11 protein-coding genes are annotated in these 11864 nt (G+C 42.8%); all 11 read left to right on the plus strand.

Annotation, left to right across the window (positions count from 1 at the left end; all coding sequences use genetic code 11):
• The first annotated feature begins 128 nt into the window (after positions 1-128).
• The 11 genes from ACFFGV_RS18090 (at position 129) to ACFFGV_RS18140 (ending at position 11657) form a co-directional block, all read left to right on the plus strand.
• The gene (locus ACFFGV_RS18090; protein WP_377350870.1) at positions 129-1283 is read left to right on the plus strand and encodes an SAP domain-containing protein; all 1155 of its coding nucleotides are present in this window, start codon (positions 129-131) and stop codon (positions 1281-1283) included.
• Between the two features lie 139 nt (positions 1284-1422).
• Positions 1423-1983 carry a DUF4352 domain-containing protein gene (locus tag ACFFGV_RS18095; protein WP_377350872.1) on the plus strand — a complete coding sequence of 187 codons (561 nt, stop codon included), beginning with the start codon at positions 1423-1425 and terminating at the stop codon, positions 1981-1983.
• A 487-nt stretch (positions 1984-2470) separates the two neighbouring features.
• On the plus strand, positions 2471-3751 hold the full coding sequence (rpoN, locus tag ACFFGV_RS18100; RefSeq protein WP_377350875.1) for an RNA polymerase factor sigma-54: 1281 nt from the start codon (positions 2471-2473) through the stop codon (positions 3749-3751).
• Positions 3748-3996 carry a glutaredoxin family protein gene (locus tag ACFFGV_RS18105; RefSeq protein WP_377350877.1) on the plus strand — a complete coding sequence of 83 codons (249 nt, stop codon included), beginning with the start codon at positions 3748-3750 and terminating at the stop codon, positions 3994-3996. The genes rpoN and ACFFGV_RS18105 overlap by 4 nt, the downstream gene beginning before the upstream one ends.
• Before the next feature lie 148 nt (positions 3997-4144).
• Complete coding sequence (locus ACFFGV_RS18110; RefSeq protein WP_377350879.1) at positions 4145-5173, plus strand: sugar-binding transcriptional regulator; 1029 nt, start codon at positions 4145-4147, stop codon at positions 5171-5173.
• Between the two features lie 36 nt (positions 5174-5209).
• Entirely contained in the window at positions 5210-6217 is a 1008-nt protein-coding gene (gap, locus tag ACFFGV_RS18115; RefSeq protein ID WP_377350882.1) for a type I glyceraldehyde-3-phosphate dehydrogenase, read from the plus strand.
• Positions 6218-6483: 266 nt separating this feature from the next.
• Positions 6484-7674: a phosphoglycerate kinase gene (locus ACFFGV_RS18120; protein ID WP_377350884.1), complete on the plus strand. Its 1191-nt coding sequence runs from the start codon at positions 6484-6486 to the stop codon at positions 7672-7674.
• A 72-nt stretch (positions 7675-7746) separates the two neighbouring features.
• Complete coding sequence (gene tpiA / locus ACFFGV_RS18125) at positions 7747-8508, plus strand: triose-phosphate isomerase (protein ID WP_377350886.1); 762 nt, start codon at positions 7747-7749, stop codon at positions 8506-8508.
• Positions 8501-10048, plus strand: a complete 1548-nt coding sequence (gene gpmI / locus ACFFGV_RS18130; RefSeq protein WP_377350888.1) for a 2,3-bisphosphoglycerate-independent phosphoglycerate mutase — start codon at positions 8501-8503, stop codon at positions 10046-10048. Before tpiA ends, gpmI begins: the two co-directional genes overlap by 8 nt.
• A gap of 19 nt (positions 10049-10067) precedes the next feature.
• Positions 10068-11354 (plus strand): phosphopyruvate hydratase, encoded by a 1287-nt coding sequence (eno, locus tag ACFFGV_RS18135; protein ID WP_377350890.1) that lies wholly within the window; start codon positions 10068-10070, stop codon positions 11352-11354.
• Between the two features lie 114 nt (positions 11355-11468).
• Positions 11469-11657: a hypothetical protein gene (locus tag ACFFGV_RS18140; RefSeq protein WP_377350892.1), complete on the plus strand. Its 189-nt coding sequence runs from the start codon at positions 11469-11471 to the stop codon at positions 11655-11657.
• The last annotated feature ends 207 nt before the right edge of the window (positions 11658-11864 follow it).

An 11864-nucleotide genomic window follows, 5' to 3' on the forward strand; every position in this document is an offset into this window, starting at 1 on the left:
TTTAATGAGTGAAATTACCATAATCGTACCACAAGCAATAGAAAAATAGTCATTGTTAAAAGGAATAAGACGGAAAATATTGAACTATTTACCTAATCCGAATTTTATTTAAAAGTGAGGTGTAGTTGTTGGGAATCATTAATTTTTTAAAGAAAGCGTGGAAGGAGTCCGAGAAACATGTGACAGCCCCCTCGGTGCCTAAGCAACCTTCGTCATCATCCGGAAATACTCCACGTTCTAAGCCGGCACCAAAATATGTTCCGGAATACGAGATTGAACCGATATACAAACAGAAACTAGCTAACGGGTTGCTCCCCGGTGAAATCATTTTAATCGATTGGATTTCGGGCAAAACGTCAGAAGCTCCGTTCCCTCGTTATTTCGAAACAACATACGGCATTAATGCGAAGCGTTCATTTAACAAACTTGTTAAAGAAGCGTATGTCGGAGAAGGTACCACGATGGAAGCGCTTGGCTCGTTTAAAGTGCCTCGATTGAAAGAGATATTGAAGTCGAAGAATCTGAAGGTGAGCGGGAAGAAAGCCGATCTTATAGCGAGAATCGAGGAATATTTCACGGATGTGGAAATTGAATCTTACGTTGACCGTAATGTGTACAAAGCTACGGCAAAAGGCGAAGAGGCGCTAAACGAATACTATTACATCGTGCCTGCGCACAGATTCGATACAAAAGATGGCGTGTATAACGCTGCCAATGCGATACGTCACGTTAAAAAGTTCGACTACAATCCGCCTAACGGTGATATTTCGTGGGGGTTATTTCAGTTGGCGTATATGGAATACGCTAAAGAACGTAGTTACGGACTCATGCGTAACGTTATTACCAATAAAGCAGCGCAGTTGAAACGGGAAGAAAAGTATGAAACATCCTTATTCCATTACTTACGAGTATTCATTTTCGATACAAGCGGTTTAAGTAACGGAAGACACTTAGACCATCCCGACATATTGCTTCCATTACCTGCAAATAAGCATATCATCGATTTAATGGAAATATTAGAAATGAGCGAAAACGAGCTTCGAGAATTGTTCGAAAATACATGGGATAAAACAAGGAACGAGCTACCGTATCATTACTTAACCCTCGATGAGTGTTATCGTTGTCTGTTACTTTCGATGGAAGAAAACAAAGAAGAAATTGAAGACTTGTATAGAGACGCATATAAACGACTGAACGAAAAGTATGACGATGTTTCCTTTTACGAGACGTTCGGAGTGCATATTCCTTATAACCCTAACGAGAGGTTTAGTAGATTTGATTGAGAAACGGTGCTATTTAACCTATGTTTTGTCTGGGAAAACTATAACTTTGTACCTGAAATCTATTGTAATAACCAAATAATTCCCTTATTATATAAAAAGTGGATTTATTACAAATTTATTACAACGGAGGATGGAATTTATGAAGAAGTTTTTTAAGTTCGGATGTTTCGGTTTTATCGGACTCATAGTTCTGGGAATCATTATTGCTTCACTTGGGGGCGGGGACGATTCAGCGTCTACAAATTCTGACGGAGAAAGTAAGGAGTCTTCTTCTGGCGGTGAAAGTGAACAAACGTACGGTATTGGCGAAAAAGTAGAGGTTGGAAAGATGGCGTTTACTGTTAACGAGAAAACAACCGCTAGTACAGTTGGTCCAGATATGCTTCAAGAAGAAGCTAACGGAAAGTACGTTATAGTAGATGTTACTGTTACTAATAACGGTAATGAGGCTAATACAGTCGATTCGTCTATGTTTAAGCTGAAATTTGAGGACAAGACATACGAGGCTGATTCAGCAGCGACATCGGCAGCTAACGAAGACGCAGTTGAGTTCTTCTTGGCAGAGGTTAACCCGGATTCCACTATTGAAGGTAAAATCGCATTCGATATTAACGCTGAAACAGCGGAGAAAGACGGGTTGAAACTTCAAGTATCCGAAGGGGTATTCGGGACTAACTCGAAAACTATCAATCTTAAATAACGAGTGAAACGGCGGGGACTTCTCCGCCTTTTTTTGTGTAGAGAAACGCTATACAAGCGAATTACTCTCGGAAAGACGCATGATAGTCCGTCTCACTTCGTCACACAACGATTTTACCGAAATTTCCTTATCTTTCCTTGCACTACAAACGCCACTACGATATAATCGCACTTAGATATACTTCCGTCCGTTGAATGCGAGCAATTCGTGTCTCACATTTTTCGTTTCGGAAGGTTGAACGTTAAGAAATCGAGCAGTGATGCGCCTTGAGAGCGGTTTGGATACCCGCACAGATTCCCGCTAATTCCGGTTCTACGTCTGTCGGGGGTTCGAATCCCTCCGAGCGCGTACCAAGCAAGTCCCCTTACCCATACATGGTAAGGGGTTTTTTGTTTCATAACGATGTAACAAGCCATCTCCAAACCTTCACGAATGTTTGTTATAATACTTGTAAACGGTTTCTTTTTTGTGTGGGAGGAGAGAGACAGTGAAGCCTCAGTTAACTCAAGAACAAAAGCTAACATGGAAAATGACACAGCAGTTGAGTCAGGCGATAGAAATCCTCCAGTATAATGGGATGGAGCTGCAGGAATTTATACAACAACAAATGCAGGATAACCCTCTTATAGATTGGAAGAGAGGGGAGCTTCCGATGTCAGGGGAAGCATTTCCCGCGTCTGGCGTGCGTCAGACGGAGCAATCGTTGAGGGAGTATATGTATGATCAAATGATGGACATTCCAATAGAAGCTAGAGTTAGAAGAGCGCTCGAATATGGCGTGGATTCATTAGATGATAATGGTTATTTGGATTGCGATGTTAAGGAGTGGAAAGATGTCCTGCAAGAGGAGGAGTGGGTGGTGGAAAGTGCTCTTTCCATTCTTCAAACACTAGAGCCAGCCGGGGTCGGCGCTCGAGACCTCCAGGAGTGTATTACGCTTCAGCTGCTTCGAAAGCAGGAAAATGAGCAAATTATTCACCTGGTGCAGCATCATTTGGATTGGGTAGCGGAACAACAGCTTCCTAGTATGATGGAATGCTATGGTTGGAATGAAGAGGAAGTACATAAAGCGGTGGAGGTTATTCAAGCCTGTCATCCAAGGCCTGGGTTACAAATAGCTCCTGTCCAAAAGGATTATATCATCCCAGATGCGAGAGTGGTCCAAAGGGAAGGGGTTTGGAGAGTTGAGCTTTCTCCTTTAAATCAACCAGTTATCCAAGTCGATCAAACCTATGCAGAGTTAGTAACGGATGATGAAGAAGCGAGAATGTATGTGCAGGAAAAATATAAGCATGCTGAGTGGCTGCAAATGGCGATTCGGCAAAGAAAAGAACATTTTCATGCAATTGTGCGAGAAATAATCGACAAGCAAAAGCCTTTTCTTCATAATGGGGCTGTACACGTGCAAGCTCTGAGGATGAGGGAAATTGCAACAAAGGTAGATATTCATGTATCGACGGTGTCGAGAGCGATTCGAAATAAATACGTGCAGACACCGCACGGAATTTATCCGCTTAAATTTTTCTTTCAGCAAGGAATTAAAATGAACAATGGACAGGAGACATCAGCTCACTCGATTAAGCATCTCCTGAAAGAAACGATAGAACTCGAGAATGTTCATAAGCCACTTTCGGATCAAAAAATAGTAGAAAAGCTGAAAAGTGAGTTTGGAATAGCCATATCGAGAAGGACCGTTGCCAAATACCGGGAGGAGCTATTTATTCCTTCTTCCTCCAAACGGAAACGACAAGGGGGAACTGCTTCGTGACACAACAAGTATTATTCTATACGAAACCACACTGTCCACTATGTGAAGATGCAAAGCATATTTTACAAGAACTTCAACAAGAGTTTACATTTCAAATAGTAGAGAAGGATATTTATGAGGATGATGTATTATTAGAGAGATATCAGCTGAAAATCCCTGTTATTAAAATAGGTGGGGAAGAGGTTGATTTCGGTCAGATTAGTGAACATTTAATAAGAAACCGTTTGCAATCGAAAAATGCTTAGCCTGTTAGTTGCAAGGGGTTATACGGACTGATACAATAAACGTGTAAGTTACTTGCACGTATTTTTTTGCCCCTACTGGGACAGAATACGTCACGGCGGGACAAAAGCACTCCCGCTTATAGCTTGCGTTTAGCAAAGGAGCTTTTCCATGAGGTCATTAATAGACTTACAGAGTAAACTATTCCCGGATATTTTAGAAGTTATGCAGCGCAGGTATGAAATTCTGCACTTTATCCAATTGAAAGAACCGATTGGACGAAGAAGCTTAGCTGAAAATATTCGAATGGCAGAAAGACTTGTTCGTTCTGAGATCGATTTCCTGCATGAATACGGGTTGATTGAGGTTACCACAAAAGGTATGCATTTAACCGTTGAAGGGAAACAGGTTATTCATCAGCTTGGTGAATTTATGAAGGAACTGAAGGGTGTTTCTCATTTGGAAGAGCAGCTAATGCTGCAGCTCGATTTAGATCATGTAGTTGTCGTACCAGGGAATAGCGATGACCTCTCATGGGTAAAACAGGAAATGGGGAAAGCTTGTGTTCGCTATATGAAGGGAATTCTTCATAAAGACAACACCATTGCTGTGACAGGCGGGGGAACCATGGCAGCTGTTGCAGAAATGATGACCCCTCTGGAAAAAGCTCAAAACTGCTTATTCGTTCCTGCTAGAGGAGGACTTGGGGAAAATGTAGAGAACCAGGCCAACAATATTTGTGCCAAGATGGCCAGTAAGGCGAATGGGAATTACCGGTTACTGTATGTCCCGGACCCACTTAGTGAAGAAGCCTATCAAACCATCATTGGGGAGCCTTCTGTGAAAGAGGTGCTTGAACTCATCCAGGGTGCAAATGTAATTGTACACGGCATTGGGGATGCCATTACGATGGCAGAAAGACGTAAGACCCCGGAGTCTGTAATGGATAAAATCCGCAGCGGGAATGCAGTTGGAGAGGCTTTTGGCTATTATTTCAATGCAGAAGGAAATATTGTGCATAAAGTTCGCACAGTAGGAATTCAATTGGAAGATTTACAACATACTAATTGTGTTGTGGCTGTTGCAGGAGGCGCTTCTAAAGCCCAGGCTATTGCTTCCTATTTTAAACAAGCCAAGTCTCATGTACTCATCACCGATGAAGGTGCTGCAAAAGAGTTACTAAAGGGTACTTCCCTTTAATAATAAAAACAACGAATGCTCAAGGAGGAATTTTTCATGGCAATCAGAATTGGTATTAACGGATTCGGACGTATTGGTCGTAATGTATTCCGTGAAGCTTGGAAAAACGAAGAGGTAGAAGTAGTTGCAATCAACGACTTAACAGATGCTAATATGCTAGCACACCTACTTCAATACGACACAGTACACGGTAAATTCGAAGAAGAGGTTACGGTAAACGGTGAAAACCTAGTAATCGGCGGAAAAGAAATTAACGTTCTTTCTGAGCGCGATCCTGCTAGTCTTGGCTGGGGCGATTTAGGCGTTGACATCGTAATCGAATCTACTGGTCGTTTCACTCAACGTGATGACGCGAAAAAACACCTTGATGCAGGCGCGAAGAAGGTTATTATTTCTGCACCAGCTAAAGGCGAAGATCTTACAGTGGTTATGGGAGTTAACGAAGGCGACTATGACAAAGATAACCACCACGTAATCTCTAATGCTTCTTGTACTACAAACTGTCTAGCACCTTATGCTAAAGTGCTACATGATAAATTCGGTCTAAAACGCGGTATGATGACTACTATTCACTCTTACACGAACGACCAGCAAATCCTTGACCTTCCACACAAGGACTACCGTCGCGCACGTGCAGCAGCTGAAAACATCATCCCAACAACAACTGGTGCTGCAAGTGCAGTAGCAAAAGTACTTCCAGAGCTTGATGGCAAGCTTACTGGTATGGCTATGCGTGTTCCAACGAAGAACGTTTCCTTAGTTGACCTTGTTGCTGAACTAGATCAAAACGTATCTGCAGAAGACGTGAACGCTGCATTAAAAGAAGCTGCTGAGGGTGACCTTAAAGGTATTCTAGAATACACTGACGAAGAGCTAGTATCTAGCGACTACAACGGCAGCACAGCATCTTCTACTATCGATGCTGCATCTACTCTAGTTATGGAAGACAACATGGTTAAAGTTGTTTCTTGGTATGACAACGAAACTGGTTATTCCAGCCGTTGTGTAGACCTAGCTGTTTATCTAGCTAACAAAGGTCTTTAATTTCATAACGAAGCAGGAAAATAACTCTTGCAAATTGTATAAGTAAGAGGGAACCATCGCAAAGTGCAGGAGGAGATTACCTCCTCCTTTGCGATGTTTGTTTGAAAAGGGGATGAAAACATTGGAAACAAAGCGTCATTCTTCCAATTTTGTCATACTTTTCTCTCAACCTAATCCTTGTACACGTTTTTCCTTTGCTGAAAAGGGAACGTACATACAGGGGACTCAAACCCATTCCAAGGAATGAAAAAGGAGGTACTCATCCCGTGAACGTAAACGAGAAGAAGACCATTGAAGATGTAGAAGTTAAAGGGAAAAAGGTATTTTGCCGCGTTGATTTCAACGTACCAATGCAAGAGGGTGAAGTAACGGATGATACGCGTATCCGTGCTGCCATCCCTACAATTCAGTACCTGGTTGACCAGGGTGCTAAAGTAATCCTGGCTAGCCACCTTGGACGTCCTAAAGGAGAAGCAGTAGAAGAGCTGCGCCTTGATCCAGTGGCAAAACGCTTGAGTGACCTACTGGACCGTACGGTAACGAAAACGGATGAAGCATATGGCAGTGAAGTGGATGAAGCTGTTTCCAACATGGAAGCTGGCGACATTCTGCTATTAGAAAACGTTCGTTTCTACCCTGGAGAAGAGAAGAATGATGCGGAATTAGCTCAGCAATTTGCAAACCTTGCCGAGGTATATGTCAACGATGCATTCGGTGCTGCCCACCGTGCTCACGCATCTACAGAAGGCATCGCTCAACATCTTCCAGCAGTAGCAGGTTACCTCATGGAAAAGGAACTTCGTATCCTTGGAAATGCGTTACAAGACCCTGATCGTCCTTTCACAGCCATTATTGGCGGAGCGAAAGTAAAAGATAAAATCGGCGTTATCGATAACTTAATTGACAAAGTAGATAACCTGATTATCGGTGGTGGTCTTGCCTATACGTTTGTGAAAGCTCAAGGCTATGAAATCGGTAAGTCTCTTTTAGAAGAGGACAAAATCGATCTTGCCAAAGAGTATATGCAAAAAGCGGAAGACAAAGGTGTTAATTTTGTTATGCCTGTTGATGTCATTGTTGGAGATGACTTCTCTAATGATGCCAATACGCAAACAGTAGACATCGATAGCATCCCGGCAGACTGGGAGGCAATGGACATTGGTCCTAAAACGATTGAGAAATACAGCGACATCGTTCAAAACTCTAAGCTAGTTATTTGGAATGGCCCTATGGGTGTATTTGAACTAGAAACGTTCGCCAACGGAACAAAAGGTGTAGCAGAAGCTCTTGGGAAAACAGAAGGCTACACAGTTATTGGCGGCGGCGACTCAGCTGCAGCTGTTGAGAAATTTGGTTATTCTGACCAAATGGACCACATGTCTACAGGTGGAGGAGCATCACTAGAGTTCATGGAAGGTAAGGATCTTCCAGGCGTAGTTGCTCTTAACGATAAATAAGATTACGTTCCAAAACAAGAAAGCCTCCTACAGGTTTTATGTATCAAAAACTAGTAAAGACGAGGTGACACCATGCGTAAACAAGTTATTGCAGGTAACTGGAAAATGAACAAGCTTCTGAACGAAGCGGAAGATTTCGTAACAGATGTAAAAGGTCAAGTACCATCCTTCGACCAGGTGGAATCCGTAGTAGTAGCTCCGTACACACATCTACACCCACTTGTTCAAAAAGCTGCTGGCAGCGATGTGAAAATCGGTGCTCAGAATATGCATTTTGAGGAAAGCGGTGCTTTCACAGGCGAAGTTAGTCCTGAAATGCTCAAAGATATCGGAGTAGAGTATGTTGTACTTGGTCACTCTGAACGTCGTGAGCTTTTTGCAGAAACAGATGAGTCTGTAAATAAGAAAGTCCATGCGGCATTTAAGCACGACCTGACGCCAATCGTTTGTGTAGGTGAATCAGACGAGCAACGTGAGAACGGACAAGCAAATGATATTGTCGAAGCGCAAGTGAAGAAAGCGTTAGAAGGTGTAACAAACGAGCAAGTGCAAGATGTCATCATTGCTTACGAGCCAATCTGGGCAATCGGTACAGGAAAAACGGCAACAGCTGAAGATGCAAACGCAATGTGCGCACACATTCGTAACGTCGTTAAAAGCTATGCTGACGAAGAAGCGGCAGAAGCAATTCGTATTCAATACGGTGGAAGCGTGAAGCCAGCTAACGTTGAGGAGCTGTTAGGTCAATCTGATATTGACGGTGCTCTAGTTGGAGGAGCAAGTCTTAAGGCAGACTCTTTCTTATCTTTAGTGGAGGCAGGCAAACATGAGTAATAACAAATTAGCAGCCCTCATCATCCTGGATGGGTATGGCATGCGGGACGAGGAGTATGGTAATGCGGTCAAGCATGCCCATACACCAAACTTCGATCGTTTATGGAACGAGTATCCGCACACCCAATTAACCGCAAAAGGGGAAGCCGTTGGTCTTCCGGAAGGTCAAATGGGCAACTCCGAGGTTGGACACTTGAATATTGGGGCTGGACGTATTGTGTACCAAAGCTTGACTCGCGTGAACATGTCTATTCGTGAAGGCGACTTCTATGACAATGAACGTTTCATTGAGGCAATGGAGAACGCCAAGCAGAATGACAAAGCCCTACATTTATTTGGATTATTGTCTGACGGAGGTATCCACAGTCATATTCAACACCTGTTCGCTTTGTTAGAAATGGCAGCGAATCGAAATGTAGAGAAGGTATATGTACATGGATTCTTAGATGGCCGTGATGTTGGTCAAAAATCTGCTAAACAATATATTGAAGCACTTCAAAATAAGATGGATGAACTAGGTGTGGGAGAATTAGCTACTCTCTCTGGCCGTTATTATTCCATGGACCGTGACAAACGCTGGGATCGTGTGGAGAAGGCCTACCGCGCGATGGTATATGGCGAAGGTCCTGCTTATCAAGATCCAATACAATTAGTGGATGATTCTTACGACAACGACATCTATGATGAATTCGTTCTTCCATCTGTCCTTACTGATGAGAATGGAAACCCTCGTGCCACAGTGGACGATGGGGACTCCATTATCTTTTATAACTTCCGACCAGATCGTGCGATTCAAATTTCTCGCACATTTGCAAACGAAGACTTCCGTGACTTCGATCGTGGAGACAATGCACCGAAGGACATCCATTTCGTAATGCTTACGAACTTTAGCGAAACGGTAAATGGGCTCGTTGCCTACAAACCAGTAAATCTGGATAACACGGTAGGGGAAGTTCTTGCTCAGAATAATTTGAAGCAGCTTCGGATTGCAGAAACGGAAAAATATCCTCACGTGACCTTCTTTATGAGTGGCGGACGTGAAGCGGAATTTGAAGGGGAAACTCGAATCCTTATTGATTCCCCTAAAGTTGCAACGTACGATCTTCAACCTGAGATGAGTGCTTACGAAGTAACCGACGCTCTTCTACAGGAGCTGGATGCTGAGAAGCATAATGCCATCATTCTAAACTTTGCGAACCCAGACATGGTAGGCCATAGTGGTATGCTGGAGCCTACTGTGAAGGCAATCGAAACGGTAGACGAATGCTTAGGCAAGATTATCGATAAAATTTCCGAAAAAGGCGGTCACGCTATCATTACTGCTGACCATGGTAATGCAGATGAAGTGACAACCCCTGATGGAAAAGCAATGACTGCTCACACAACCAACCCCGTTCCTGTTATCGTAACGCAGGAAGGTGTGGAACTACGTGAAGGTGGTATTCTAGGGGACCTTTCTCCAACATTGCTAGATCTGCTTGATGTAGAAAAGCCAGAAGAGATGACTGGAAAATCGTTAATTGAAAAATCTAATTCATAATTAAAAGGAGAGTTAATTTATGCCATATATTACGGACATTTATGCACGTGAAGTATTAGACTCCCGCGGTAACCCTACTGTTGAAGTAGAAGTGTACACTGAATCTGGTGCATACGGCACAGCAATGGTACCAAGCGGTGCTTCTACTGGTGAATACGAAGCTGTAGAACTACGTGACGGTGACAAAAATCGCTATGTAGGTAAAGGTGTTACACAAGCGGTAGAAAACGTAAACGAAAAAATTGCTCCAGAACTACTAGGTTTCGATGTAACTCGTCAGGTTATTATCGACCAAGTAATGATCGAGCTAGACGGAACTGAAAACAAAGGTAACCTTGGTGCTAACGCAATTCTTGGTGTATCTATGGCTGTTGCACATGCAGCTGCTGACTTCGTTGGCATTCCACTTTATCAATATCTTGGTGGATTCAACGCGAAGAAGCTACCAGTACCAATGATGAATATCCTAAACGGCGGAGAGCACGCTGACAACAACGTGGACATTCAAGAATTCATGGTAATGCCAGTTGGAGCTCCTACGTTCCATCAAGCACTACGCATGGGCGCTGAAATTTTCCACGCTTTAAAGAAAGTTCTTAACGAAAAAGGATACGGCACTGGTGTTGGTGACGAAGGTGGCTTCGCTCCAAACCTTCAATCTAACGAAGAAGCTCTTTCCACTATCATTGAAGCGATTGAAGCTGCTGGCTACAAGCCAGGCGAAGAAATCCAGCTTGCAATGGACGTAGCATCTTCTGAGATTTATGAAAATGGCAAGTACAACCTTAAAGGGGAAGGCGTAGTCCGTACTGCTGAAGAAATGGTTGATTGGTACGAAGAGCTTGTTAACAAATACCCTATCATCTCCATTGAAGATGGTTTAGACGAAAACGATTGGGAAGGTACGAAGCTTCTTACCCAGCGCATCGGCGACCGTGTACAGCTAGTAGGTGATGACCTATTCGTTACAAACACTGAGCGTCTTGGCCGTGGTATTGAAGAAGGCGTCGGCAACTCCATCCTTATCAAAGTGAACCAAATTGGAACACTTACTGAAACATTCCAAGCTATCGAAATGGCAAAAGAAGCAGGATACACTGCTGTCATCTCTCACCGTTCTGGTGAAACAGAAGACGCTACAATTGCAGATATCGCTGTAGCAACAAACGCTGGTCAAATAAAAACAGGTGCACCATCCCGTACAGACCGCGTTGCGAAATACAACCAGCTGCTACGTATTGAAGACGTACTAGCAGGCACTGGCGTTTACCCAGGCAAAAAAGCATTCTACAACCTAAACAAATAATCGGTATAGAATGTAAGGCCTCTCTGCCTCGTGCAGAGAGGCCTTTTTCTGTTTTAGAACAGGATATGATACAATCATTTCTAATGATAGACAAGACATCAGGAGGCATCCATAGTGAAACTACTTGTAGCTATATTCATTTTCTTATTTGTCCTATCCATTCCTATTTACTTATCCGTTTGGGCGTACAACGATGCTAAGCAAAGAAACAAAGGGCGGGCATATCCAGTCATTGTATGTTTGATGGTACTCCTTCTTCCGTTTTTTGGTATTTTTATTTATGCTGTGTTTCGGAAGAAGTAGGAGTATATTCTTTTTTTCTAAAAATATTGAATAATAATGGAGCTTGGAATAGTTATTATCATCAATTGATAATAGTTAGGCCAGGCTTTTTATTTTTTAATATCTCTGAGTTGTTTACTCATCTTCATTTAAGGAGATAAGTTAACTATGAAAAAATGAAGGTGCTATGCAATAAAAGCAAGAGGAGTATGATAGAAAACAAAAAAA

The organism is Pontibacillus salicampi (genome assembly GCF_042434395.1).
Taxonomy (GTDB): domain Bacteria; phylum Bacillota; class Bacilli; order Bacillales; family BH030062; genus Pontibacillus; species Pontibacillus salicampi.

Excerpts from the sequence above, each read along its gene's own strand:
- ACFFGV_RS18095 (WP_377350872.1), top strand. The coding sequence starts at position 1,423 with ATGAAGAAGTTTTTTAAGTTCGGATGTTTCGGTTTTATCGGACTCATA.
- ACFFGV_RS18110 (WP_377350879.1), top strand. The coding sequence starts at position 4,145 with ATGAGGTCATTAATAGACTTACAGAGTAAACTATTCCCGGATATTTTA.
- gap (WP_377350882.1), top strand. The coding sequence starts at position 5,210 with ATGGCAATCAGAATTGGTATTAACGGATTCGGACGTATTGGTCGTAAT.
- tpiA (WP_377350886.1), top strand. The coding sequence starts at position 7,747 with ATGCGTAAACAAGTTATTGCAGGTAACTGGAAAATGAACAAGCTTCTG.
- gpmI (WP_377350888.1), top strand. The coding sequence starts at position 8,501 with ATGAGTAATAACAAATTAGCAGCCCTCATCATCCTGGATGGGTATGGC.
- eno (WP_377350890.1), top strand. The coding sequence starts at position 10,068 with ATGCCATATATTACGGACATTTATGCACGTGAAGTATTAGACTCCCGC.